Raw genomic sequence first — 26,506 nt, forward strand, 5'->3', positions numbered from 1 at the left:
AAAGCTTTTAAACTTAAACCTGACTGTCATTGTACATCGAAATATCTGAATAACCTCATTGAGCAAGATCACCGTCATATTAAAGTAAGAAAGACAAGGTATCAAAGTATCAATACAGCAAAGAATACTTTAAAAGGTATTGAATGTATTTACGCTCTATATAAAAAGAACCGCAGGTCTCTTCAGATCTACGGATTTTCGCCATGCCACGAAATTAGCATCATGCTAGCAAGTTAAGCGAACACTGACATGATAAATTAGTGGTTAGCTATATTTTTTTACTTTGCAACAGAACCGAAAATAATCTCTTCAATTTATTTTTATATGAATCCTGTGACTCAATGATTGTAATATCTAAAGATTTCAGTTCATCATAGACAATGTTCTTTTCAACATTTTTTATAGCAAATTGATTAAATAAATTCTCTAATTTCTCCCGTTTGATTTCACTACCATAGATTATATTATCATTGATATAGTCAATGAATAATGACAAATTATCACTCATAACAGTCCCAACCCCTTTATTTTGATAGACTAATTATCTTCATCATTGTAAAACAAATTACACCCTTTAAATTTAACTCAACTTAAATATCGACAAATTAAAAAACAATAAAATTACTTGAATATTATTCATAATATATTAACAACTTTATTATACTGCTCTTTATATATAAAATCATTAATAATTAAACAAGCCTTAAAATATTTAACTTTTTTGTGATTATTACACATTATCTTATCTGCTCTTTATCACCATAAAAATAGAAAAAACAAGATTCCTAAAGAATATAGGAATCTTGTTTCAGACTGTGGACAAACTGATTTTTTATCAGTTAGCTTATTTAGAAAGTTTTATTTAAATTACAGTTTCTATTTTTATTAGATCACAATTTTATTTTAGCTCTTGTTCAAGTAATCATTTTTCGCCAAAAACTTTATACTGAATAGCTTCTACATTAAATACTTTGTCAATGAGATCATCTACATCTTTAAATTCAGAATAATTTGCATATGGATCTATAAAATAAAATTGTGGTTCTTTACCGGAAACATTAAATATTCTTAATATTAAATATTTCTGCTTATATTCTTTCATAGCAAACATTTCATTTAGCGACATAAAAAATGGTTCCTCAATACTAGAAGATGTAGATGTTTTAATTTCAATAAATTTTTCTACAGCTTTATCTGTATTTGTTGGATCAAAAGCTACTAAATCATAGCCATGACCGTGTTGAGAGCCTGGATTATCATTTAAAATATTCCTAAACTGTTCTTTCTTATCTTCGTCTATTTTATTATCAATTAGCTCATTAAAGTAATTTAGCGCTAATTTTTCTCCAACTTTACCGGTTAATTTATTCTCTTTATTTGATTTTTCAATTTCTGAATCATTTTTAGTAGTCTTTGATACACCTTTTTTATATTTTGGAATTATTCCTTTAGGTGCTTCCACTTCCTTGAGTGTCTTATCTTTTTGTGCTGTTCTAATTTCTTCAATTTCGCTGTCTTCCTGTATTTCGTCTATGCTATTGACCAAGCTATCATAGGATGTTTTTGTAACTTTTGAAGCTAATTCATTAAATAGTTCTAAAAATTTCTTTAAATCCTCTAGCATATCTTCTTCTGTGAATCCTTCATTCAAATCATAATATTTGAATCTTATTGATCCATGAGAATATCCTGATGGATAATCATTTTTTAAATCATAAGATGAATCTTTATTTTCTGCGTAATAAAATCTTCCAGTATTAAATTCATTTGATGTAATATATTTATTGAGTTCGGAAGATAAAGTTAATGCTCTTTGTTTTGCAGCATTTTTATCCCGCGGAAACATATCACTTATCTTTGACCATCCTTGATTCAAAGATAAGTATATGCCTTCTCCTTCCGGATGAAAAAGATATACCAAATAATATCCATCCTTTGTTTCTTTTGTTATATTCTCATCATATATTGAAATCCAAGGAACTTTACTATAGTTCCCAGTAGCAACCTTCCCTACAACTGAATATTTATCTTCTTTTATATGCACTTTTAACTGCTTGGGTAACTTATCATGGACTAAAGTTTTATATAGATCACCTTTATCCCAATCAGATTTTTTAACTACATTATTGGTACGTTTCTCTTTAATTAATTTAAGGACCTGCATAAAGTTGTCTATCATTTGAAATTCCCTCCTATTATAAAATATATTATGTCTCATTTTCTTCAATATGTACTTATTTATATTTTACCGTAATTTACTATATTTAGTTGCAGAAAGAATTTTCTCAAAGCTAGAACTTTGCTTCACTATAAGTATTCAGTATAAAGAATATTTCGCTATTATTTACTTGAAATGAAAGACTGCGGAGGCTAACTATGTCAAAAATCATGAACCTCATTACTTATGATAAGCTTCTTAAAAACATAACAGCAATTCACATAAACCTCATATGTTCTGATACATTCAAAATCCCTTTATGAAGCGGCTGAAAAAACCGCATCATTTATGATATGCTTCGCCTCTCATAATCTTAAATGATCGATATACTTGTTCGATTAAGACGACGCGCATCATTTGATGTGGGAAGGTCATTTTGCTGAATGAGAGTGCGTAGTTACTGCGATTTAAGACGTCTTGATGGAGTCCGTTTGATCCCCCAATGACGAAGACGAAGTCGCTTTGTCCTTGTGTCATACGTTGTTGGAGTTCTTTAGCTAACCCTTCCGATGACAACATTTTACCTTGTATTTCTAATGTAATAACGGTGGCTTGTGGTTTAATTTTGGCTAATAATCGTTGTCCTTCTTTTTCTTTGACTTGTTCAATCTCTTTATCGCTCATAGTTTCAGGTGCTTTTTCATCCGGCACTTCAATCATCTCAATTTTAGAGTATGCTCCGAGTCTTTTTTCATATTCAGCAATCGCTTGTTTCCAGTATTTTTCTTTTAATTTGCCGACAGCTAAAATAGTAATCTTCATTATAGTCCTCCGTGTTGATAATAGTTATTCGACTTATCCACAAGTTATCAACTTGTTAACAGAATTCCCTCTAATTATAACAGGAATGCATATAAATTCTGTGGAAAATTTAAGATTTATCTACAAAAAATGTCACATATACACTATTTTTGTGGATAAGTCTGTGTATAATGTGAGTATTTCTGTGTGTATTATTCACAACAGGGGATAACTTTCTTTAAATTTGGGGATAACTTCACGACCGTCTTTTATATTTATTCACAGATTCTAACTAAATCGCACTATTTATCCACCTTTTAATGAATATTCATGTATAGTCCAATTGTTAGATCATATCTTTAATTTTTCAAAAAAAAAGAGCTTAATAAAAACCTCATACTTTCTTAAGATTTTCATTAAGCTTCATACTTCTTTTCAATTTTATAACGTATAAATCGGTGTCGCTTGTGCTTTATCTGTATCACATAATAATACTTCTCTTTCAGTATCGATATCATGTTCATTTAATACTTGTCCAACACTCATGCGTGCTAAATCTTTCATATTATTATCACGAGATAAATGTGACAGATAGATACGTTTCGTATGACCTGTAATCACATCCGCCATCGCATGTCCTGCATCTTCATTTGACACATGTCCCATATCACTTAAAATACGCTGTTTCGTCTTCCAAGGATAACGACACATGCGTAACATATCCACATCATGATTACTTTCAAACATAAACGCGTCACTACCTTGAATCATACCTTTCATTCGGTCTGACACATAGCCAGTATCTGTAATCATCGTAAATTTTTTATAGTTATTATGGAAAATGTAAAATTGTGGATCAATCGCATCATGAGAGACATTAAATGATTCTATATCAAAACCTGCAATGGATTTCGTTTCATACGGATTGAAAATAAATTTTTGATCCATTGGAATTTTATCGTCTTTTTTCTCAATCGCTTTCCACGTTTTTTCATTCGCATACACGGGTAAACCATATCGACGTGCAATGACGCCCAGTCCTTTAATATGATCGCTATGTTCATGTGTCACTAGGATGCCATTCAGATTCTTCATATCTCTATCAATCTGGCTAAATAAATTTTCCATCTTTTTACCCGTAAGACCGACATCTACTAATAGACTGCCTTTCTCACTTTCTACATAAGTCGCGTTTCCTGTACTACCGCTTGCTAATACGCTCATTCGAATCAAGATGGTTCATCCTTTCTCATTATCTTAAATTTTAATTATTTAGAGTGCCTTCAGTCTAATTATTTTATATTTGCTTTTTTTCTAAAAAAATATAGTTTCGAACTTGTATCTTTGTTCGAAACTTTCCGCTCTAAAAGTACTTTTATAATATACTATACCAATCTGTAACTAGAAATTCCAATTCTCTGTTTATATTAACGATTTAAGAGCAAAACAACGGGTAAATTTGATCGCTGTTTTGCTCTATTTAAAATGCATCACTTTTTAGTTATCAATCACTTTGGGATTGACTGAAGTGGCTTCAACATAATATTTTTTCGTTTCTTCTTTACCTTTATGTTTCACTTTGATTTCCCAGTTTGCTTGTAGTAATTGAACGTTGGTTTCTCTTACTACTGAGTAATATCCTAGTCTAGCATCTAATACTTCATCGCCAGCTTTTAAGTAACGATTGAAATACAAGCTTTCAATTGCTTTACGCGGCGTAATGACTTGCTTCTTAGGATTATTGTCACCTTTTGCAGGTTCAATTTTACTCATTAATGTTTGTTTATACGTGGTCGCTTTACCATCGTCTATATTAAAGCGAAGCCGTGCTTTATTGTTATTAAGCAATGGGTATCCATCATATGTTTGTTCGTAAGTGACTGTATTTGAATTCATATCGCCAAGTTGATAGACCTTACCATTATAAATATGATTGATAATGTAATCTTTTAAATCACTAAGATTACGATCACTTACATTTACAGTATTATCTACCTCACCGCTTAATGTGAAACCAGAATCACTTGTTTCTAATGAAGATTTATTTTCAGCGTATGATTTAAAGTTCTTAGAAGTAGCAGTAATCATTTGCATCTTCGTACCACTTACATCTTTATTTAATACATCTGTCGATACTTTAATCTCTTCTTGCTGGAAGTTGACTTCATTATCGCTTTCAGTTTCATTAATTTGCGATTTAGTCACCTTATTAATATAAATCAGAATGAGAAAGATATTGACTAGAACAAACACGAAAATAAACAATGTTTTGGTTAGTTTCCAGTTCATTTATTCAAGCCTCCCATCCTGATATACATACCACTCACCATCATACTCAACATACCACGTTGGAATAAATACACTATTCCGTTGTACTTCGATGTCATCTTTATCTGGCTTATCATCTTCTTTATAGCCAACAATCATATTCGATACTTTTTCAAAATCAATGTTATGATTATTTGCAAGTGTCGCACGCACCGTTTCCAAACTATCTAATGATGTCGTTGCACCTTCTAAAGGCACGCTTGAACGTAGAAGAGCACGTTTATAGTCATAAATTCCTTTCTCTCCCCAAGTCACATTAATTTCATTCAACTGTTGATCATTAAATGTAGGATGTCCATTGAGGAATAGTTGATAGGTTAATTCTCCTGACATATTATCTGTATCGAACAGACGGAAATCATCGTTAAAGAAACCACCATGATTATTAATATATTCGAATGTACTTGGGATGGAAGTATCCATATCTTTCGAACCTGATTCATCTTCCGATAAGTTTTTATAATGGTACTTTTTACTGTCATCATTATAGTTTGCGACGCCAGTATTATTATTATATGTGGTTGAACCACTTTTTCCACTTCGAATAATGACAGAATCATCAAATAAAATTGAGTTCATCGTTTCGACTGAAATCGTATCATATACCATACGATATGAGTGTAGGTCTTTTGGATGTTTCGGCGCAAAAATATGCGTTGATTTATCAATCGTTGTCTTATTCGTAATCACTTCCGAATAGGTTTCCATATCTTTTTCTAAATGATGAATGGTTTTAGTAAATGGCGTTGCCTTCGCGTCTATCGTCACTTTCATGACTTGTTGATGATGTTTACTCAGCGCATATAGTTCTAGATCACCCTTAGAATTTTTATCCATTAAAATCCGATTAAAGCTAAAATGTTTAGGAATTTTAGCTGAGTTATTAAGTACTTGACCTAAATAGGTGGTTAATGGCATATCATACGTAAAATCCAATACGACAAAATCATGGTCTAATATCGGGGTTTGCAAATTATACCCTTTTTGCATCAATTCTACTTTACTCACTTCATGATTTTTGAGTGGGTCAATAACTTGAGCGAGTTGAGATCTTGATGGTGCAAATCCTTTGACTTTATCCCCTTTAACTGACACAACTTGATAAGGTGAAATCACTGTGTCCATCTTTGCAGCTAAAGGTTTACCAATGGTTTTAGTATTATTTTTTTTACTATCCGCGCTGTCTAAATTATTTAAATCTGGAGTAAAGTTCCAAATCATATACGTAAGGACAATACTCATCATGACTAAAAGAAAAAGGATAACTGATTTAATATGTTCCTTACTGTTCATCCCAATCACCGTCGTCTATCACTTCACATGGAAGCGTAATAAATATCGATGTGCCTTGTCCTTCAACACTGTTTGCCCAGATACGACCATTATGTGCTTCGACAATTTCTTTTGAAATGGCCAGTCCAAGACCCGTACCACCCATTTTACGTGTACGTGCTTTATCTACGCGGTAGAAGCGATCAAAGATTTTATCTACTTTATTAATTGGAATACCGATGCCATTATCTTTAATACGAATGGTCATTCGATTATAAAGTGCATTTTGTTTCACGTGGAACTCGACACGTTTATCTCCACGAGAATATTTCATCGCATTCGTAATGACGTTATCAAATACTTGCGTCATCTTATCTGGATCTATTTCTGTGAAAATTGTCTCATTTGGAATTTCACGTACAAACGTTGTATCTTTCGCTGTCATTTCATGTCGATTAATAATTTTATTAATAAACATATTAAAGTCGACAATTTCTTTTGTAATTTGTTCTGTCTCATTATCCATTTTAGATAATTGAAGTAAGTCATTGACCAGTCGAATCATACGTTCTGTTTCTTCACGTGTGACTGAAAGGAACGATGGCGCAAGATTTTCATCTTTCCAAGCGCCTTCTTCAAGTGCTTCAATATAACTATTCATTGATGTTAATGGCGTACGTAGCTCGTGTGATACATTGGCAACGAATTCGCGACGTTCACGTTCCACTTGTTGTTGTTCTGTAACATCGTGTAATACGGCGATATAACCATTAACAAATCCCGTATCTTGTACAATCGTGCTAAAGTTGACACGTGCAATAATACCTTCTTCTTCGTTCATATCAATTAAGATACTATCATTATTCTCTTGAATTTCTTCTAATGAAAAATCGCCTTCTATTTTTAAAACATTTAGCATGTAATAACCAATGAGATCTTCTTTCGCCATACCTAACATTTTAATCGCCATATCATTCACAATACGAATACGACCACGTCGATCCGTCGCAATGATACCATCACTCATATGTGTGATGACAGAATCGAGTCGACGTTTTTCACTTTCTGTATTCGCTTGGGCTTCTTGTACACGTTTAGAAAGATTATTAAACGCAAGCGCAAGTTCACCAATTTCGTCATTGCCATAAATCTTAACACGCTGTGTATAGTTCCCTTTCGACATTTCAACTGTTTGGTTACGCATATCTGTAATCGGTCGCGTAATCTTTCGCGCAATAAAGAAACCGAGTATGACCGTGATAAATAAGGAAATAGCCGTACCAATAATAAAGATTTGATTAATATTGTTAAGCTGGTTATATACATCATTAATATTTGACTCTATGTAAATATTACCGATCACATCATTGCCATTCTTAACTGGTAAGTTGTAAATCCAAATCCGTTCTTTACCATTACCATAGTCTTTTAAGACGTTATGACTATTTGCTTCGCCAAGAGAGATTGCTTTTTGAACAGAATTATCATTCACTTTTTGATTAATTAAGCTATGTGATGATAACTTCGCTGTAGCCATTATAATTTGGTCTTTATCAATAAAGCGGATTTCTTCAATCTCTTGTCGGTTAGCGTATTCATTCAGTAGCGATTGAACTTCCTTTTGTGCATTTGAAGGATTGTCTTTATAAATACGCTCAATATTGACTTCGAGTTGTGTCGCATATTGTTTAATGTTCTTCATGAAATTATTGGTTAATTCTTTTTCTAAACTATTAGTGAAATACAGACCAATAATCTGCATTCCAATAATAATCAGTAAGACATAAACAATAACGAGTTTTGTGTGAAGGGATTGGAGTTGTTTCAGCCACTTCATCGTTTGCAACTCCTAATCATGTTGTTGGAGGAAGTATCCAACGCCTCGACGTGTCACTATATATTCTGGATGAGATGGATCGTCTTCAATTTTTTCTCTTAAACGACGAATGGTTACATCCACTGTACGAACGTCTCCAAAATAATCGTATCCCCAAACCGTTTGTAGTAAGTGTTCACGTGTCATAACTTGACCCATATGTTTTGACAAATAGTGGAATAATTCAAATTCACGATGTGTTAATTCAATATCCTCACCACGTTTTTTAATTGAGTAAGCCTCAGGATAAATTACGATATCTTTAATCGCAATTTCATTCGTTGTACCTTCTGATTCTTGCGCAGGTTGAGCGTAGTGACGTCTTAAATTTGCTTTCACACGTGCAATTAATTCACGTGTGCTAAATGGTTTCGTCACATAATCATCAGCGCCTAATTCAAGGCCCAATACTTTATCAATTTCTGAGTCTTTCGCTGTTAACATAATAATTGGCATGTCATATTTTTTACGTACTTCACGACATACTTCCATACCATCACGACCAGGTAACATAATATCTAACAATACGATGTCTGGCTCTTCTTCGTAAATTAAATCGACGGCATCATTACCATCATAAGCGCAATGCACTTCATAGCCTTCTTTTTTTAAATTAAATTCTAAAATATCCGCAATTGGCTTTTCATCATCAACTACAACAACTTTTCTAGCCATATCTATAAACCTCATTTCTCAAATTGTAGTTCAAACCTTAATGTTTATTATATTTTGAGTAAAACATATGGCGCTATCTTACGTCTTAACGCACGTTTATCTACTATATAATTTAACATTAATATTCACTTAATTCTATTTTCATATTTAAAATTATAGAATAACATTAATTTAAAGTTTACCACGCTCGTTTTATATTACAAATAAGTTGAGCGCCTTGAATATTGGACAAAAGTCGTAGGAAGACTGAAACGGTACATTGTTACAAAATGATGATAGCGGATAGTCGTTGAAAATTAAGAGTGATATATAAAAGATGTATAAAAAAAGAGAGAAATATTAAAAATATATTGCGACGTCATCTATTTGTAATACACACATCGCTTTACTCATGATAACGTCTATATATTTATAAAAATAAAGAAGCAATATTAAAAAAGTATAAAAAAAATGCCTACCCTTTTGGATAAGCAATACGGTCTCGACGGGAATCGAACCCGCGATCTCCTGCGTGACAGGCAGGCGTGTTAACCGCTACACTACGAGACCTAAAATGGTGACTCCTACGGGACTCGAACCCGTGTTACCGCCGTGAAAGGGCGGTGTCTTAACCGCTTGACCAAGGAGCCGTTCTTAAGCACAAGATAGATTATAGCATAGCTTTTATTTTAAAGACAAGAACTTTTTTACATAATTTTAATATTTTTTTATAATTCCTTAATTTTTGGAAAAAAAGAGTTATATTGAAGGTAGATTACGTGAGAATATACGTTTTTTATTTACTTTTACATTATTCATTCAAATTGAAATGAGATGGTTATCATTATCTTATTTTATATATAAAAAACGTTGCTAAAGTGAGTGACTTTAACAACGTTAAATGTATACCATTAAATGCTTTATTATTAATGGGCTTCGAAAAGCAACCCGCTCGTCAATCGTATGCTCATCTTAAAATCAAAAATCGATTTTCACTCTTAGCACGTTATTACTCTAGGTTTATATGCTTTTCTTACCATAATTTTTCTAATAGGTTTGTTTGCTCACGGTCAGGGCCTACAGAGAAGATTGAAATATGAACGCCACATAATTCAGAAATACGTTCTAAGTATTTACGTGCGTTTTCAGGTAACTCTTCTAATGTACGACAACCTGTAATGTCTTCCGTCCAACCAGGTAACTCTTCGAAAATTGGTTTACAACGACGTAATTGGTCTAAGTTTGCTGGATATTCTGTGATTGTTTCACCATCTAACTCATATGCTGTACAGATTTTAACTGTATCTAAACCTGTTAACACGTCAATTGAGTTAATAGATAAGTCTGTAATACCACTTACACGGCGAGAGTGACGTAATACAACTGAGTCAAACCAACCTACACGACGAGGACGTCCTGTTGTCGTTCCATATTCACGACCTACTTCTCTAATATGATGACCATCTTCGTCGAATAATTCAGTAGGGAATGGGCCATCACCTACACGAGATGTATAGGATTTACATACACCAATTACTTTAGATACGAAGGTTGGACCCACGCCAGTTCCTACTGTCACGTTACCTGCCACAGGATTACTTGACGTTACGAAAGGATATGTACCATGGTCGATATCTAACATAACTCCTTGTGCACCTTCAAATAAAACTTTTTCATCAGCTACGAAAGCGTCATCTAAAATTTTAGCTGTATCTATAACGAATTCTTTTAAACGTTGACCAGCGGCATAGTATTCATCGAATATTTCATCAAAGTGTGGGCACGTTTCATTAAACATCCCTTTGAAATAGGCATTCTTAATTTCAATATTTTCTTTTAAACGTCTTTCAAATGTATCTTTTTCTAATAGATCAGCCATACGAATACCAATACGTTGTGCTTTATCTACGTAAGCTGGTCCGATACCTTTTTTCGTTGTACCGATTTTATTATCGCCGCGACGACGTTCTTCATATTCATCTTGTGCTAAGTGATATGGTAAGATGACTTGCGCACGGTTTGAAATACGTAGATTATCTGTAGAAATACCACGTTCATTTAAAGCGTCTAATTCTTTTAATAATGCAACAGGATCTACAACCACACCATTACCAATCACTGCTAATTTATCTTTATAAAAAATACCTGATGGTACTAAATGTAATTTGTATGTTTCTCCACCAAATTGAATGGTATGGCCTGCGTTATTTCCACCTGAAAAACGCGCAATCACATCTGCTTGTTCTGCTAAGAAATCTGTAATTTTACCTTTACCTTCGTCTCCCCATTGTGTCCCAACTACTACGATTGATGACATGTGAGCACCTCCAAAGTTTTCTCAATTAACCACTAAGTATTCTATCAATACGTTTCATATAATGCAAATAAAAATCGAACATTGAAAATAGCATTCACATCAGTCAAATCAATATGTATATTTTATTAAAAAACCTTTAACATTGTTAATTTACCAGTATTTCAATACAGTTTTACAAATGTTTAATACACATACTTCACTTAACTTTATTTTTCAAAAATAAAATAAAAACCGTACATTTATATTAAAAATAATAATAATGTACGGTAAAAATATTTTTATGACATGTCTGCATGTGCATAATCAATGTCTGTAAATTTATTATATTGTTTCATAAAGTGTAACTTCACTGTGCCTGTAGGGCCGTTACGTTGTTTTGCAATAATAATTTCAATCTCACCATTATCGTCATTGGATTGAGGTTCGAACTGCGTACTATCGTCATCTTCTTCACCATCGCCTCGATTATAGTAATCATCACGATACAAGAACGCAACAATATCTGCGTCTTGCTCAATTGATCCTGATTCACGAATATCACTCATCATTGGTCGTTTATCTTGACGTTGTTCTACGCCACGAGATAACTGACTCAGTGCGATAACGGGACATTCTAATTCACGAGCGATGGCTTTTAACGTACGTGAGATTTCAGAGACTTCTTGTTGTCTATTATCTGAAAAACGTGAGCCACTCCCTTGAATAAGTTGTAGATAGTCAATCACAATCATATCAAGACCATGTTCTTGTTTAAGACGACGACACTTTGATCGTAAATCTGTAATACGAATTCCTGGTGTATCATCAATAAAAATCTTTGTTCTCGATAATTTACCTACTGCAATCGTAAATCGATTCCAGTCTTCTTCTGTCATTGTCCCTGTTCTTAAACGGTTAGAATCTACATTTCCTGAACTACAAATCATACGTGTTGCAAGTTGATCGGCACCCATTTCAAGTGAGAAAATACCTACTGTATAGTTATCTTCATGAGTGGCTACTTTTTGAGCGATATTAAGTGCGAAGGCAGTCTTACCTACAGAAGGACGGGCTGCTAAAATAATTAAATCATTTCTATTAAAGCCCGCAGTCATCTGGTCTAAATCGCGATATCCAGTAGGAATACCCGGCGTTTGCCCACTATTTTGATCAAGTTCCTCTGCAGTCTCATATACTTGACCTAAGACATCTCTAATATCTTTAAATCCATCACTTTGACGGTTTGCTGAGAGTTCAAGAATACGTTTTTCAGCATCACTTAAAATAGCATCTAATTCAAGCTCATTATTATACCCATCATTCGCAATGCTATCAGCTGTTTGAATTAATCGACGTTTAAGCGCAAGATTAGCAACTATATTTCTATAGTATTCAATATTACGTGTCGTCGGTACATTATTCGATAATTCAGCTAAATATTGAGGGCCACCAGCCTCACTTAATGTACCTTCTTTCGTTAATTGTTCCATTAACGTGACTACATCAATCTCATGAGCATCTTCATTTAAATTCATCATTGCTCTAAAGATATGTTGGTGTGCACCTCTATAAAACGACTCAGGAAGTAATACCTCCTGAGTCGAACCTATTAATTCTGGATCTAAAATAATTGCACCTAAGACAGACTGTTCAGCTTCATTGTTATGGGGCATTTGTCTTTGATCATACATATTATCCATCAATCATTACACCCATCCATCTTAAAATTTTCGACATGCTAGTGCAACATTATATCTATTTCTATGAATTGTTTTTAAAAGAGTGGACTACCTATGTGTGTCCCAAATTTTTTTATTTTTCTACAGTGTGTACGCGAATTGTACCTTCAACCTCTTTGTCTAATTTAACAGGTACATTAGTATAACCTAACGCGTGAATACCGTGTGGTAAATCCATTTTACGTTTATCAATTTTAATATCGTGTTGATTTTTTAAAGCGTCAGCAATTTGTTTTGTACTAATAGAACCAAATAATTTACCGCCTTCACCAGTTTTAGCACTTACTTCAACTTCGATATCTTCTAATTTTGCTTTTAATGCTTTAGCATCATCGATTTCTTGTTGTCTATCCGCTTCAGCACGTCTATTTTGTTGTTCTAATTGTTTTAAATTACCTGGTGTTGCTTCAACAGCATATTTATTTTTTAATAAAAAGTTATTTGCGTAACCTACTGGCACGTCTTTAACTTCACCTTTTTTACCTTTACCTTTAACATCTTGTGTAAATATTACTTTCATGTATCTTCACTCCTACTCATTTGTTCAGTAATTGCTTGTTGTAATTGCTCGATTGCTTCTTCTATAGTGACACCTTTTATTTGCGTTGCAGCATTTGTTAAGTGACCTCCGCCACCTAAGGCTTCCATTGTTAATTGAACATTAATACCGCCTAATGAACGTGCTGAAATACCAATAAGATTATCTTCACGTTTCGCTACAACGTAAGAAGCTTCAATACCTTCTAAACTTAACAATTCATCCGCTGCTTGTGCAACTGTTACAGGATGATAGATTTTATCATTAGAACCATGAGCAATTGCGACACCGTTATCTTGAACTTCCACTGTACGTATCAATTCAGAACGATTAATATACGTATCAACATCATCTTTAAGGAATTGTTGCGTTAAGATTGTATCCGCACCATGCGCACGTAAATAACTTGCCGCATCAAACGTTCTTGACCCTGTTCGTAATGTAAAATTACGTGTATCAACAATAATACCTGCATACATAATTGTAGATTCTAAACGTGATAACCGTTGTTCTGTTGGCTGATATTCTAATAACTCTGTGACAAGTTCTGCAGTTGAACTTGCATAAGGTTCCATATAAACGAGTAATGGATTTGAAATAAAGCTTTCTCCACGTCTATGATGATCAATGACTACTTTACGATTCGCTTTATTTAGAATATTTTCATCTAATACCATTTCAGGTTTATGTGTGTCTACCACAACAACCGTTGTTTTTGACGTCATCATATCCCAAGCCTCATCAGATGTCACAAATCGTTCTTTTAATTCAGGTTTTTTATCAATTTCTTCCATCACACGACTTAATGTTGGATCGATATCTTCTTCATTAAGTACCACATATGCTTCTAAATTATTCATTGACGCAAATCGAGATACTCCAATAGCTGCGCCAACTGCATCTAAGTCAGGACGTTTATGTCCCATAATAATCACTTTGTCGCCTTCAGTTAAGATATCTTTCAATGCGTGAGAGATAACACGTGCTCTAACACGTGTTCGTTTTTCCATCGGGTCAGTCTTACCTCCGTAAAAACGGACATTACCATTCATGTTTTTAATTGCAACTTGGTCTCCTCCACGACCTAAGGCTAAATCAAGTCCTGATTGAGATAATTCACCAAGTTCAATTAAATCTTCAGTACCTTCACCAACACCAATACTTAATGTCAATTGTGCACGGTAGCCTACACTTTTTTCACGTAACTGACTTAGAATATCAAAATTAGAATCTTCTATTTCTGCTAAGATTTTTTGGTTTAAATAAGCTACGAATTGATCTGAACTATAACGTTTAAAATAAATGTTATATTCAGTTGCCCATCGACTAATAATACGTGTCACCATTGAGTTGATTTCAGAACGTTGTGTGTCATTCATATTTTGTGTAATTTCATCGTAGTTATCTAAAAACAACGTTGCAATAATAGGCTTTGATTCTTCATATAATTCATTTGTATGTACCTCTTCTGTAATATCGAAGAAATATAAACAATGCTCTTCTTCAGAATAACGCACATGATAATGGTACTGACCATGTTCGATTTCTATTTCTTGTACTCTTTCAAGTTGCTTAAGAATATTCGGAAAAACTTCATTGACTGGTTCTGAGATGACATTCGTTTCTAGATGTTCAGACATATATTGGTTGATCCATTCGATGTGATCGTCAGCATCAATCACAACTAAACCAATTGGCATGCGTTTAATTGCTTTATTACTTCCTGCTGAAATATGACCACTCAGATTATCCACATAATGATCCATTTTTGATAATGCTTGTTTAATCAATACCGCACTAATGACAATCATAATCATTAAAGCAATCGCCGTAAACGTTGCCATTAAAGGTTTAAATATAAACCCAACAATAACAATTGCAATTGCCGTAAGCACCATCAAAATGTAAGGAATAAGCAATGCTTTTTTAGTGGATTGACGGTTCATTCTTCCACCTCTATTCACTTTTTAAAGTCATTTTTTAATCATTCGTTTTAAGTTAATTCCTAAATCAAGTACGCCAAGTAATGATACGATATGCGTAAAGGGTGAAATCACTGTCCCCACGACCATTAATAATATAGATACCGCATCAGGTAATCGTTTGGCCTTTCCAAAGAAATGAATCAAACTCAATCCTTGGATATACATTAATAATGATAACACAACTTCGAAATTTAATACGATACTTTGGAATATACTTGGTTTCATCGCAAACATCACACATACTAGCACAATCATGTAAATCCATAATAATGTGCGATTCATCTGCCAAGCAAATAAAGGTCTAAACATAGGTGTTGCTACTTTGAATTTGCGTAAAATTGGAAATGTAATGATGATATTCATTAAAACTAAAAGAAAGACAATAATAATGATGTAACTTGGAAGTTGAACAGCCATTTGACGAAATCCTTCTTCTAAGATGATCTTATAATCTGATTCAACGCCTGAATTTACAATCGCATTGTTCATTGCGTCTTTTGCTGGTTTAATCAATACTTCGGTATTTGGAATCTTTTTGAACGCTTGTAATAACATAAATACAATTAACGTCACAATACTTATATATATTGTTGTGATATATAAGATGCGTTCTTTAGATGTACGTTCTTTTAATAATTGGCCAATTACAAAACTTAGTAATAAAACTAAAATCATGGCACTTAATACAAAGGTATTCCCTAATAAGGTCGTGATGACTACAGTGAGTAAAGCTCCAATTCCAAATGTAGCAATTGATTTATGCCACATGATAATCCCTGGAATGGTAGCGAATAAACATAGAATCAGACCAATTATTGGCAATACATACGTAACTAAAGCAACTGCTACAAGCACGATAGTTCCTATAATCATTGCTTTAGGATGTACTTTTGAAAACACATTCGCCACTCCTATACTTTTTTGACTATAAGGTCTATTTTACCTTCTATATTCAAATTAAACAAATGTGTTAACTGTTCTCTTATCTATTATTTTCGTTTGAATTTCGAAACTTTTAAAAAATGATATAAGTTAGGCGCCCAGTCATTAAAATTAAGTAAAAAACCATCATGGCCTACGTTGTCTGGAACAAAAAAGTGACGATGATATTTAAAACGTTCTCCTACTGCTCTGACTTGATCATCTGGATATAACAAATCATCTGTAAAGCCCATAGTTAGTATTTTTGTATTTAAAGATTGGAAGACCTCATCCACATCATCGCGCTGACGATCAAGATGATGACTATCTAAGACATTCAACATCGTTAAATAACACGATAAATCGTAGGATTCTTTAAACTTATTACCTTGATAACGTTGATAATTGACTACTTCATCTGGTGTGAAACGCGCGTCATAACTTTTTGAAGAACGATATGTTAAGAATCCAAGTTGTCTTGCAATACTAAGTCCTTCTTTACCTCCAATATGAATCGCTTCACGTGCAATTTCATTGAAGGCACGACTGTATGAAGAGGTTTTATCTGTAGCTGCTAAGATGACTGCTTTATCTACTTCGAATCGATGATTATATAATAATTCCATTACTTGCATGCCACCTAAACTGCCACCAATTAAAATATCAATTTTAGTAAATCCAAGGGCCTTGATTCCCAATTCAATTGCCTTAACGATATCTCTTAATGTTATGGTTTTAGGAAAATGAGCATCGTTTAAAGGGGAACTTGAACCAAAAGGACTTCCAATAACATTAAAAGTAAGAAACTGATAATCATATATCGGCATATAACCACCATCAATGATTTCGCGCCACCATCCAGGATGTTCATCTGTACCATAAGTTAAATGATTCCCAGTCAGAGCATGACAAACCACAACAAGCGGTTGTCCCGAATAACCTACGTGCTCATAACGCAATTTTAGATTCTCAATCGTTTCACCTGATTCCGTTGTAAAAGCACCTAAATGTAATGTATCTACTGTATAATTTGTCATGCTATGCCTCCTTAGAATAAAAAAATCGCTTCTACCCTTAATTTTAAAAGTATGAAGCGATAATACTTTAGTACTTATCATTCGAGTATCTCGTTGGTTGTAGCACCGTACAAATGATTTGTCGGTTGCTGAAGCTTCATAGGGCCAATTCCCTCTACTTCTCAAAATAAGAGTATCTATATATTGATTGAATGGTTTAATTTAAACTTATTTTAATACAATTGCCTAGTTAACTTCAATGCGCAGTAAATAAATGAATTAAAAGAACCATCGTATACCTGCAATGAATACAATACCTACAATAATAGTAATGGTTAGACTACGCGTCACAACTGCGATAATGACTGTAGGAATGGTTGCTACAATGAATGGAATATTTAATTCAAAGCCCTGCATGCCTTTATGTTGAACGATAAAACTATCAATAACTAACGCAGTGAATAATGAAATCGGAATAAACGACAGCCATTTGATGACTGTTTCTGACAGTTGAATACGTGAAATCATTAAAAATGGTACAACACGCACAATTAATGTCACTAATCCACATAAAACGATGAGTAAAAGCATATGTCCAGTTATCGTCATCGATCCATCACCACCCCAAGTGTTGCAGCACAAATTGATGTAACAAGAATAGCCACATAAGAGGGCATCAACCAACTTAAAATGAACATCATTACAATAACGAACGCAATTAATACGATATATATACTTACTTTGGAACGTGTAATCGTTTCAAATTGAGCCATAGCCAAGAAAATAAACATAGCTGTAATCGCAAAGTCTAGCCCTAACATTTCAGGATGAGAGATGTATTTCCCAAAGATTGCCCCTAACACACAAGCTATTGCCCAAAATGAATAAGCAGTAATATTTAATCCATGTAACCATCGGTCATTAATTGTTTCCCCTTTTAAGTGTGGCGTTATAGCAACCCCAAAGGTCTCGTCAGTAAGAAGAGAAGACAAAGCTAAACGATTCCATATACCATAATCTTTATAATTAGGTGATAATGTCATAGACAATAAAAAGAAGCGGGAATTCACAATTAACGTTGTTAACACGATTGCTGATATAGGTGTACCAGTAATAACTAAAGCACAAATAATAAATTGTGCTGCGCCTGCATAAACCAATAAACATAACAGAAGAATTTCTAGAACACTAAAATCCTGAGAAGCTGCCACGATGCCAAATGATAGTCCTATACCGATGTATCCTAGTAGTGTTGGAATACATTCTTTGACTCCTTGTTGAAATGTTACATGTGACGTCATGTTAGCTCCCCCTTTATATATGTATTTTCAAATTGACTATATAGTATAATTAAATTCAGTCTAATATAATCTAATAGACGCTTCAATATCTTTAGACGTCCGTTTGAGTGAGGTTATAGAGAAGGGCGTTTAGAAATATTGATACTTCAATGTTTTAAAAATATCAGAAATTTTCGATATTTTTAAAAGTTACCTTTCTCAGGGCAGTCTTATTTAATATAAAAATAAATAAAGCGATAGAGGACTATGTCACTCTATCACTTTATGAGTTGAATTCTATTGAATGATTAGTTGACTGGACGAATTTCTGTTTTGCCGCCCATAAATGGTACAAGTGCTTCTGGAATTGTAATTGAACCATCTTCGTTTTGGTAGTTTTCTACGATAGCTGCAAATGTACGACCTACTGCAAGTCCACTACCATTTAATGTGTGTACTAATTCTGGTTTAGAAGAAGCATCACGTTTGAAACGAATGTTAGCACGACGAGCTTGGAAATCAGTACAGTTTGAGCAAGAACTAATTTCTTTATAGTCATTATAACTTGGTAACCATACTTCTAAGTCATATGTTTTACTTGCGCTGAAACCAATATCTCCAGTACATAAGATCACGCGACGATATGGTAATTTTAATTCTTCTAAAATTGCTTCGGCATTTTGAGTCATATCTTCTAATGCATCCCAAGAATCTTCAGGTTTTTCAAAACGCACCATTTCAACTTTATCGAATTGATGTAAACGAATTAAACCTCTTGTATCTCTACCAGCTGATCCCGCTTCACTACGGAAACATGCAGTTTGACCAGTGAATTTTTCTGGTAACACGCCAGGTTGGATAATTTCATTTCTATAGAAGTTTGTTAATGGCACTTCTGCAGTTGGAATTGTATATAAGCCTTCTTTTTCAACTTTGAATAAATCTTCTTCAAATTTAGGTAATTGGCCTGTACCAAACATTGTATCTGCATTTACCAATTGAGGTGTCATCATTTCTGTATAACCATGTTGTGTTGTATGTTTTGTTAACATATAGTTCATTAATGCACGTTCTAATAAAGCACCATCTTTAGTTAAATAAACGAAGCGCGCACCTGATACTTTTGCAGCACGTTCGAAATCAGCCATTTTTAATTCTTCTACTAAATCCCAGTGCGCTTTTGGTTCAAAATCAAATTCACGAGGCGTACCCCATTTTTTTAATTCAACATTTTCAGTGTCGTCAGCACCTTGTGGTACGTCATCTGCAATTAAGTTTGGAATACGAATTAAGATATCACGAATTTTGTTATCTACTTCATTTAATTTTGCATCATTTTCTTTAATTTCATCGCCTAATTCACGCATTTCTTTAATGACGTCATCCGCATCTTCTTTGTTACGTTTTTTTTCAGCGATTTGATCACTTACTTTGTTACGACGTGCTTTCATTTCTTCTGTTTTACCAATTAAATCACGACGTTGATTATCTAATTCTAATACTTCATCAACAACCTTTGAATCATCTCCTCGTAATTCAATTTTGCTCTTAACTTTGTCCGTTTCGTCTCTGAATTGCTTGATGTCTAACATATAATATTCATCCTTCCAAAAAATTTATATTGAGTGACCATAGCGATTTAAAATAAAAAAAGACCACGTCCCCATACAAGGGACGTGGTCTACGCGTTGCCACCCTATTTAACAATTTAATTAAATAAACTAAATTGCACTCCACTATCGATAACGGTTAAAACCGATTGTTCAATATAAGTAGGTAGATTCGCATAAAAATTAATTACTTGTTTACACTAACCACAAGCTCTCTGAAATTAATACCCTTATGTTACTTAGCCTACGAACAATACTTTATTAAGTTAATTTTAATATAGCAAAGTCATATATAATTTTCAAGCAGTTACCTCAACCAAATATAACAAACTACATACGTTAAAATTCTGTCAATTTTAGCATTTATAAATTTATTTAAAATAGTGTTGACGAAACGCTTAAGCAGGTATAATATTTTCTATTGTATTTAAAACGCACATGATATTTTCGCTTGTCTTAATAACTCATCATTTCATTGATTTAATATATAGAAGTTATGACTTTCGAATCTAAATAGGGAGGATTCATCATATGGAAACATTAACTAATGTGACAATTCCTAAACGTAATGACGAAACGCATAAAGGTGATTATGGAAAAATTCTTTTAATTGGTGGTAGTGCAAATTTAGGCGGAGCAATCATGTTAGCTGCCCGTGCATGTCTTTTTAGTGGAAGTGGTTTAATTACTGTAGCCACACATCCTACTAATCATGCAGCCATTCATTCACGTTGTCCTGAAGCAATGGTAATAGATATTAATGATACTAAAATGTTAACAAAAATGATTGAGAATACAGATAGTATTTTAATTGGACCAGGTCTTGGCGTTGATTTTAAAGGAAATAATGCGATTACTTTCTTACTACAAAATATTCAACCCCACCAAAACTTAATTGTAGATGGTGATGCAATTACAATATTTTGTAAACTTAAACCTGATATTCCTACATGTCGTGTTATCTTTACACCACATCAAAAAGAATGGGAACGTCTAAGTGGTATTCCTATTGAAGAACAAACGTATGAAAGAAATAGAGAAGCTGTGGATAAATTAGGTGCTACTGTAGTACTAAAAAAACACGGTACAGAAATCTTCTTTAAAGATAAAGAATACAAATTACCAATTGGCACACCTGCAATGGCTACAGGTGGTATGGGTGATACATTAGCTGGTATGATTACAAGTTTTGTAGGTCAATTTGATAGCTTACAAGATGCCGTTACGAGCGCAACTTATATTCACAGTTATATTGGTGAAAAACTTTCTGAAAAAATGTACGTTGTGCCCCCTTCAAAATTAATTAATCAAATTCCTTATGTAATGAAAGAATTAGAACGATAAATAATAAAAATAAGACTTCCCTATATGTGGGAAGTCTTATTTTTATATTTAATTCTGATCTGAATCATTCTCAATATCTTCATTTACACGATCCAGGAAATCTTGTCTTACTTCGATGCGTTCATCATCTTCATCAGATTCAGTATGCAAAGCGTTACCAGGTGTCGTATCATCTATCACTTGTTCTTTTGCGCTTTCTGTAGTTTGGGCACTCACATTTTCTGTTTGTTGTGCCGCTTCAGTTGCAGCTTCATCTTCAGTTTTATCAATGACTTTCGCAACGGTTGATACGGCTTGATTATCGCCTAATTTCATTAATCGCACACCTTGTGTGGCACGGCCATTTTGAGAAATATCTTCAACTTGTAGACGAATAATAATACCACCATCTGTTACAATCATTAAATCTTCTTGACCGCTTACCGTTGTAATACATACAACATTACCATTACGTTCTGTAATTTTAGCTGTTTTTATACCTTTACCGCCACGATTAGATAAACGATATTCACTTACAGGTGTTCGTTTACCATAACCTTTTTCAGTAACGACTAGAACTTCATCTTCACTTTCAGCATAGGCTACGTCTAAACCTACGACTACGTCATTTTCTCTTAGAGAAATACCTCTCACACCTGAAGCTGTACGACCTAGTGGGCGTAAACTATTTTCAGGGAATCGAATTAATGAGGCATGTGCTGTACCAAGTAAAATATCTTGTTTACCATCAGTAAGACGAACTGCGATTAATTCATCATCTTCTTTAAAGCCAATCGCAATTTTACCATTCTTATTAATATGAGAGAAGTTACTTAATGCAGAACGTTTAACAATACCTTTTTTAGTAGCAAAGACTAAGAAACTGTTCTCATCTTCTAAATCTCTTACGGCAATCATCGTACTAATCACTTCATCATTTTCAAGCTCAATCGCATTAATGACTGGAATACCTTTAGATTGACGAGATAATTCAGGTACTTCGTATCCTTTCAACTTATAAACACGGCCTTTATTCGTAAAGAATAAAACATTATCATGTGTACTTAATGTTACAAGTTGACTGACAAAGTCTTCTTCTAAGGTATTCATACCTTGTACACCTCGTCCACCTCTGTTTTGTGAACGATATGTAGATACAGGTAAACGTTTAATATAGTTGTTATGACTTAAAGTGATGACAATTTGTTCTTCAGGGATTAAGTCTTCATCTTCTAAGTGATCTAAACCACCCAATTGAATTTCAGTACGACGTTCGTCACCGAAACGTTCTTTAATTTCTGTAAGCTCATCACGAACAAGTTGAAGTAATACATCTTCATTTGCTAAAATCTCTTCTAATTCTGCAATATAACTTAATAATTCATTATACTCATTTTCAATTTTATCGCGCTCTAACCCAGTTAAACGACGTAAACGCATATCTAAAATGGCTTGAGCTTGACGTTCAGACAATTTAAAACGTTCTTGCAATGTTTCCATCGCCACTTTATCTGTGTCAGACTCACGAATAATAGAAATAATTTCATCAATATGATCCAGCGCAATTCTTAAACCTTCTAAGATATGTGCACGATCTTTCGCTTTTTTCAAATTGTATTCTGTACGACGACGTACAACTGTTTTTTGATGTTCTAAATATTCAACAAGCGCTTCTTTTAAGTTAATTAATTTAGGTCGACCATTCACAAGGGCAATCATATTTACACCAAATGATGTTTGTAATGGTGTATGTTTATATAAATTATTTAAAATAACATTTGCATTGGCATCTTTACGTACATCAATAACAACTCTTACCCCTGTACGTAAACTTGTTTCGTCACGAAGATCTGTGATACCTTCAATTCTTTTCTCACGCGCTAATTCTGCAATTTTCTCAATCATTCTTGCTTTATTCACTTGATATGGAATTTCAGTCACAACAATACGCTGACGACCACCGCCACGTTCTTCTATTGATGCACGTGCACGCATTTGAATTGATCCACGACCAGTTTCATAGGCACGTCTAATGCCACTTTTACCTAAAATTAAGCCAGAAGTTGGAAAATCAGGACCTTGAATATCTTCCATCAATTCTGAGATTGTGATATCAGGATTTTGACTTAAACGTAAGACTCCGTCAATGACTTCTGTTAAATTGTGTGGTGGAATATTTGTAGCCATACCAACCGCAATACCTGAAGCACCATTCACTAAAAGGTTAGGGAAACGAGAAGGTAAGACTTCGGGCTCTCTTTCTGTACCATCATAGTTATCTAAGAAATCAATAGTATCTTTATTGATATCACGTAACAGTTCTAATGTGATTTTGGTCATTTTTGCTTCGGTATAACGCATTGCCGCAGCACCGTCACCATCCATTGAACCAAAGTTACCTTGACCATCAACAAGAGGATAACGATAGCTAAAGGTTTGTGCCATTCTTACCATAGCATCATAAATTGAAGAGTCGCCGTGTGGATGATATTTCCCCATAACGTCCCCAACAATACGTGCTGATTTTTTATAAGGTTTGTCTGGAGTCATTCCTTGTTCATTTAGACCATATAAAATACGACGATGTACAGGTTTTAAACCATCACGTACATCTGGTAATGCACGTGAAACGATAACGCTCATCGCATAGTCTAAAAATGATTCGCGCATTTCGTTGGTTATATTTCTTTCATTAATTCTTGATTGTGGTAGAGAATCAGCCATCAAGATATCCTCCTTTTATAGTCAGTTCACATTAAGTTAAATTAGAAATCTAAATTAGCATAAACTGCATTATCTTCGATAAATTGTCTACGATTTTCAACAACGTCACCCATTAACATTTCAAATGTTTGATCCGCTTCTACTGCATCTTCAAGTTTTACTTGTAACATCATACGATTTTCAGGATTCATTGTTGTTTCCCATAATTGATCGGCATTCATTTCACCTAAACCTTTGTAACGAGAAATTTGCCATTTTGGAGTAGGATTTAGTTCAGCTTTTAATTTATCCAATTCACGATCGTTAAAGACGTAATATTTTTGTTTACCTTGTGTTAGCTTATACAATGGTGGTTGAGCGATGTATACATACCCAGCCTCAATTAATGGACGCATAAATCTGTAGAAGAATGTAAGTAATAATGTACGAATATGCGCACCATCTACATCAGCATCTGTCATGATAACAATCTTATGATAACGGGCTTTAGAAATATCAAATTCGCCACCTATGCCTGTACCAAATGCTGTAATCATTTGACGGATTTCATTGTTATTTAAAATACGATCTAAACGTGCTTTTTCCACATTTAATATTTTACCTCTCAACGGTAAAATCGCTTGTGTTTTTGAGTCACGACCTTCTTTTGTAGACCCCCCGGCAGAGTCACCCTCAACTAAGAAAATTTCACTTTCATCAGGATTTTTACTTGAACAGTCTGCCAGTTTACCAGGTAAACTTGAAATTTCTAATGCTGATTTACGACGTGTCACTTCACGCGCTTTTTTAGCTGCTACACGTGCTCTTGACGCCATGATTCCTTTTTCAACAATGATTCTTGCAACATTTGGATTCTCATATAAAAAGCGTTCAAAGTGTTCTGAAAATAATCGATCAACGATTTGACGTACTTCAGAGTTACCTAATTTCGTCTTCGTTTGACCTTCGAATTGTGGATTACCATGTTTTATAGAGACAACTGCTGTTAAACCTTCACGTGTATCTTCACCTGAAAGACGTTCTTTATCATCTTTAATAATCTTACTTTGAGTCCCATAACTGTTTAAGACACGTGTAAGTGCACGTTTAAAGCCATCTTCATGTGTACCACCTTCATATGTGTGGATATTATTCGCATAGGATAATAAGTTTGTAGCATAACCGCTATTGTATTGTATTGCAATTTCTACTTCGATATCATCTTTTGACTGATGAATATAAATAGGTTCGTCATGAATAGGTTCTTTATTTTCGTTCAGTAATTCAACGTAAGATTTAATACCACCTTCATAATGATACGTGTCTTCACGTTGTTCTTCATCTTCACGTTCGTCTCTTAGTGTAATTGAAATACCTTTATTTAAGAATGCTAATTCTCTAATACGTTTTTGAAGTGTTTCATAATTATAAACTGTTGTTTCTGAAAAGATTTCACTATCTGCTTTAAAGCGAATCACTGTACCTGTTTTATCCGTACTACCTATTTCTTTAAGATCAAATTGAGGCACGCCTTTTTTGTATGCTTGATGATAAATTGTTTCATTACGGTGTACATACACTTCTAACTCTTGTGATAACGCATTTACTACAGATGAACCTACACCATGTAGTCCACCAGATACTTTGTATCCGCCACCACCGAATTTACCTCCGGCATGAAGTACAGTAAGAATAACTTCTACTGCGGGACGTCCCATTTTTTCTTGAATATCGACAGGAATACCACGACCATTGTCAGTCACTTTAATCCAGTTGTCATTCTCAATCACTACTTCAATTTGATTCGCATATCCAGCTAGCGCTTCGTCAATACTGTTATCAACGATTTCCCATACCAAATGATGCAAACCTCTTTCTGAAGTTGAGCCAATATACATACCAGGGCGTTTACGTACCGCTTCAAGTCCTTCTAATACCTGTATTTGTCCAGCACCATAATTATCTGTGTTGTTTACATCTGACAATGTATTCACCATCACTTTCTA

Annotated in this window: 21 protein-coding genes, 2 tRNA genes, 1 riboswitch and 1 other annotated feature; of the genes, 2 read left to right on the forward strand and 21 right to left on the reverse strand. The window is 33.9% G+C overall.

What is annotated here, in order from left to right; all coding sequences use genetic code 11:
• Window positions 1-237 (forward strand): DDE-type integrase/transposase/recombinase (locus HMPREF2881_RS11365; RefSeq protein ID WP_031869976.1); only part of this gene is annotated, 237 nt, incomplete at its 5' end.
• A 31-nt stretch (window positions 238-268) separates the two neighbouring features.
• Here the strand turns inward: HMPREF2881_RS11365 and HMPREF2881_RS00020 are convergent.
• The 19 genes from HMPREF2881_RS00020 to serS form a co-directional block, all read right to left on the reverse strand.
• Complete coding sequence (locus tag HMPREF2881_RS00020) at window positions 269-508, reverse strand: hypothetical protein (RefSeq protein ID WP_001282728.1); 240 nt, start codon at window positions 506-508, stop codon at window positions 269-271.
• 414 nt (window positions 509-922) lie between these two features.
• Window positions 923-2,179 carry an MrcB family domain-containing protein gene (locus tag HMPREF2881_RS00025; protein ID WP_000566670.1) on the reverse strand — a complete coding sequence of 419 codons (1,257 nt, stop codon included), beginning with the start codon at window positions 2,177-2,179 and terminating at the stop codon, window positions 923-925.
• Between the two features lie 321 nt (window positions 2,180-2,500).
• Window positions 2,501-2,980, reverse strand: a complete 480-nt coding sequence (rlmH, locus tag HMPREF2881_RS00030; RefSeq protein ID WP_002488447.1) for a 23S rRNA (pseudouridine(1915)-N(3))-methyltransferase RlmH — start codon at window positions 2,978-2,980, stop codon at window positions 2,501-2,503.
• Between the two features lie 420 nt (window positions 2,981-3,400).
• Window positions 3,401-4,183, reverse strand: coding sequence for an MBL fold metallo-hydrolase (locus HMPREF2881_RS00035; protein ID WP_100217433.1), 783 nt, complete (start codon window positions 4,181-4,183; stop codon window positions 3,401-3,403).
• A gap of 273 nt (window positions 4,184-4,456) precedes the next feature.
• Window positions 4,457-5,248, reverse strand: coding sequence for a two-component system regulatory protein YycI (locus HMPREF2881_RS00040; protein WP_002488464.1), 792 nt, complete (start codon window positions 5,246-5,248; stop codon window positions 4,457-4,459).
• Window positions 5,249-6,580 (reverse strand): YycH family regulatory protein, encoded by a 1,332-nt coding sequence (locus HMPREF2881_RS00045; RefSeq protein WP_037555959.1) that lies wholly within the window; start codon window positions 6,578-6,580, stop codon window positions 5,249-5,251.
• On the reverse strand, window positions 6,570-8,396 hold the full coding sequence (gene walK, locus HMPREF2881_RS00050; protein ID WP_002488475.1) for a cell wall metabolism sensor histidine kinase WalK: 1,827 nt from the start codon (window positions 8,394-8,396) through the stop codon (window positions 6,570-6,572). The genes HMPREF2881_RS00045 and walK overlap by 11 nt, the downstream gene beginning before the upstream one ends.
• 12 nt (window positions 8,397-8,408) lie before the next feature.
• Window positions 8,409-9,110, reverse strand: coding sequence for a response regulator YycF (yycF, locus tag HMPREF2881_RS00055; protein WP_002449444.1), 702 nt, complete (start codon window positions 9,108-9,110; stop codon window positions 8,409-8,411).
• A gap of 476 nt (window positions 9,111-9,586) precedes the next feature.
• A tRNA-Asp gene (locus HMPREF2881_RS00060) sits at window positions 9,587-9,659 on the reverse strand.
• A gap of 5 nt (window positions 9,660-9,664) precedes the next feature.
• A tRNA-Glu gene (locus tag HMPREF2881_RS00065) sits at window positions 9,665-9,739 on the reverse strand.
• Between the two features lie 383 nt (window positions 9,740-10,122).
• A complete protein-coding gene (locus HMPREF2881_RS00070; RefSeq protein WP_002488483.1) occupies window positions 10,123-11,406 on the reverse strand; it encodes an adenylosuccinate synthase in 1,284 nt (427 codons plus the stop codon).
• A 278-nt stretch (window positions 11,407-11,684) separates the two neighbouring features.
• On the reverse strand, window positions 11,685-13,085 hold the full coding sequence (dnaB, locus tag HMPREF2881_RS00075) for a replicative DNA helicase (RefSeq protein WP_002449507.1): 1,401 nt from the start codon (window positions 13,083-13,085) through the stop codon (window positions 11,685-11,687).
• A gap of 112 nt (window positions 13,086-13,197) precedes the next feature.
• Window positions 13,198-13,644: a 50S ribosomal protein L9 gene (rplI, locus tag HMPREF2881_RS00080; protein ID WP_002488452.1), complete on the reverse strand. Its 447-nt coding sequence runs from the start codon at window positions 13,642-13,644 to the stop codon at window positions 13,198-13,200.
• Window positions 13,641-15,608, reverse strand: a complete 1,968-nt coding sequence (locus HMPREF2881_RS00085) for a DHH family phosphoesterase (RefSeq protein WP_002488493.1) — start codon at window positions 15,606-15,608, stop codon at window positions 13,641-13,643. Before HMPREF2881_RS00085 ends, rplI begins: the two co-directional genes overlap by 4 nt.
• A gap of 27 nt (window positions 15,609-15,635) precedes the next feature.
• Window positions 15,636-16,547, reverse strand: coding sequence for a YybS family protein (locus HMPREF2881_RS00090; RefSeq protein WP_002488488.1), 912 nt, complete (start codon window positions 16,545-16,547; stop codon window positions 15,636-15,638).
• An 89-nt stretch (window positions 16,548-16,636) separates the two neighbouring features.
• Entirely contained in the window at window positions 16,637-17,605 is a 969-nt protein-coding gene (locus HMPREF2881_RS00095; protein WP_002488482.1) for a homoserine O-acetyltransferase MetX, read from the reverse strand.
• Window positions 17,606-17,676: 71 nt separating this feature from the next.
• Window positions 17,677-17,778: riboswitch (SAM riboswitch) on the reverse strand.
• An 85-nt stretch (window positions 17,779-17,863) separates the two neighbouring features.
• The gene (locus HMPREF2881_RS00100) at window positions 17,864-18,193 is read right to left on the reverse strand and encodes an AzlD domain-containing protein (RefSeq protein ID WP_002454557.1); all 330 of its coding nucleotides are present in this window, start codon (window positions 18,191-18,193) and stop codon (window positions 17,864-17,866) included.
• Complete coding sequence (locus tag HMPREF2881_RS00105; RefSeq protein WP_002488460.1) at window positions 18,190-18,885, reverse strand: AzlC family ABC transporter permease; 696 nt, start codon at window positions 18,883-18,885, stop codon at window positions 18,190-18,192. The genes HMPREF2881_RS00100 and HMPREF2881_RS00105 overlap by 4 nt, the downstream gene beginning before the upstream one ends.
• 287 nt (window positions 18,886-19,172) lie before the next feature.
• Window positions 19,173-20,456, reverse strand: a complete 1,284-nt coding sequence (gene serS / locus HMPREF2881_RS00110; RefSeq protein ID WP_002488451.1) for a serine--tRNA ligase — start codon at window positions 20,454-20,456, stop codon at window positions 19,173-19,175.
• Between the two features lie 75 nt (window positions 20,457-20,531).
• Window positions 20,532-20,735, reverse strand: a binding site (T-box leader).
• Window positions 20,736-21,005: 270 nt separating this feature from the next.
• On the opposite strand from serS, the gene HMPREF2881_RS00115 reads away from it, so the two are divergent.
• On the forward strand, window positions 21,006-21,818 hold the full coding sequence (locus HMPREF2881_RS00115) for an NAD(P)H-hydrate dehydratase (protein WP_002488487.1): 813 nt from the start codon (window positions 21,006-21,008) through the stop codon (window positions 21,816-21,818).
• 48 nt (window positions 21,819-21,866) lie between these two features.
• Here the strand turns inward: HMPREF2881_RS00115 and gyrA are convergent, their stop codons facing one another.
• A complete protein-coding gene (gene gyrA, locus HMPREF2881_RS00120) occupies window positions 21,867-24,521 on the reverse strand; it encodes a DNA gyrase subunit A (RefSeq protein ID WP_002488124.1) in 2,655 nt (884 codons plus the stop codon).
• A 41-nt stretch (window positions 24,522-24,562) separates the two neighbouring features.
• Window positions 24,563-26,497 (reverse strand): DNA topoisomerase (ATP-hydrolyzing) subunit B, encoded by a 1,935-nt coding sequence (gene gyrB, locus HMPREF2881_RS00125; RefSeq protein WP_037555696.1) that lies wholly within the window; start codon window positions 26,495-26,497, stop codon window positions 24,563-24,565.
• Window positions 26,498-26,506 lie beyond the last annotated feature (9 nt).

This window comes from Staphylococcus sp. HMSC057A08, assembly GCF_001812925.1.
GTDB lineage: Bacteria > Bacillota > Bacilli > Staphylococcales > Staphylococcaceae > Staphylococcus > Staphylococcus hominis.

Excerpts from the sequence above, each read along its gene's own strand:
- HMPREF2881_RS00020 (WP_001282728.1), bottom strand. The coding sequence starts at position 508 with ATGAGTGATAATTTGTCATTATTCATTGACTATATCAATGATAATATA.
- HMPREF2881_RS00025 (WP_000566670.1), bottom strand. The coding sequence starts at position 2,179 with ATGATAGACAACTTTATGCAGGTCCTTAAATTAATTAAAGAGAAACGT.
- rlmH (WP_002488447.1), bottom strand. The coding sequence starts at position 2,980 with ATGAAGATTACTATTTTAGCTGTCGGCAAATTAAAAGAAAAATACTGG.
- HMPREF2881_RS00035 (WP_100217433.1), bottom strand. The coding sequence starts at position 4,183 with ATGAGCGTATTAGCAAGCGGTAGTACAGGAAACGCGACTTATGTAGAA.
- HMPREF2881_RS00040 (WP_002488464.1), bottom strand. The coding sequence starts at position 5,248 with ATGAACTGGAAACTAACCAAAACATTGTTTATTTTCGTGTTTGTTCTA.
- HMPREF2881_RS00045 (WP_037555959.1), bottom strand. The coding sequence starts at position 6,580 with ATGAACAGTAAGGAACATATTAAATCAGTTATCCTTTTTCTTTTAGTC.
- walK (WP_002488475.1), bottom strand. The coding sequence starts at position 8,396 with ATGAAGTGGCTGAAACAACTCCAATCCCTTCACACAAAACTCGTTATT.
- yycF (WP_002449444.1), bottom strand. The coding sequence starts at position 9,110 with ATGGCTAGAAAAGTTGTTGTAGTTGATGATGAAAAGCCAATTGCGGAT.
- HMPREF2881_RS00070 (WP_002488483.1), bottom strand. The coding sequence starts at position 11,406 with ATGTCATCAATCGTAGTAGTTGGGACACAATGGGGAGACGAAGGTAAA.
- dnaB (WP_002449507.1), bottom strand. The coding sequence starts at position 13,085 with ATGGATAATATGTATGATCAAAGACAAATGCCCCATAACAATGAAGCT.
- rplI (WP_002488452.1), bottom strand. The coding sequence starts at position 13,644 with ATGAAAGTAATATTTACACAAGATGTTAAAGGTAAAGGTAAAAAAGGT.
- HMPREF2881_RS00085 (WP_002488493.1), bottom strand. The coding sequence starts at position 15,608 with ATGAACCGTCAATCCACTAAAAAAGCATTGCTTATTCCTTACATTTTG.
- HMPREF2881_RS00095 (WP_002488482.1), bottom strand. The coding sequence starts at position 17,605 with ATGACAAATTATACAGTAGATACATTACATTTAGGTGCTTTTACAACG.
- HMPREF2881_RS00100 (WP_002454557.1), bottom strand. The coding sequence starts at position 18,193 with ATGACGATAACTGGACATATGCTTTTACTCATCGTTTTATGTGGATTA.
- HMPREF2881_RS00105 (WP_002488460.1), bottom strand. The coding sequence starts at position 18,885 with ATGACGTCACATGTAACATTTCAACAAGGAGTCAAAGAATGTATTCCA.
- serS (WP_002488451.1), bottom strand. The coding sequence starts at position 20,456 with ATGTTAGACATCAAGCAATTCAGAGACGAAACGGACAAAGTTAAGAGC.
- HMPREF2881_RS00115 (WP_002488487.1), top strand. The coding sequence starts at position 21,006 with ATGGAAACATTAACTAATGTGACAATTCCTAAACGTAATGACGAAACG.
- gyrA (WP_002488124.1), bottom strand. The coding sequence starts at position 24,521 with ATGGCTGATTCTCTACCACAATCAAGAATTAATGAAAGAAATATAACC.
- gyrB (WP_037555696.1), bottom strand. The coding sequence starts at position 26,497 with ATGGTGAATACATTGTCAGATGTAAACAACACAGATAATTATGGTGCT.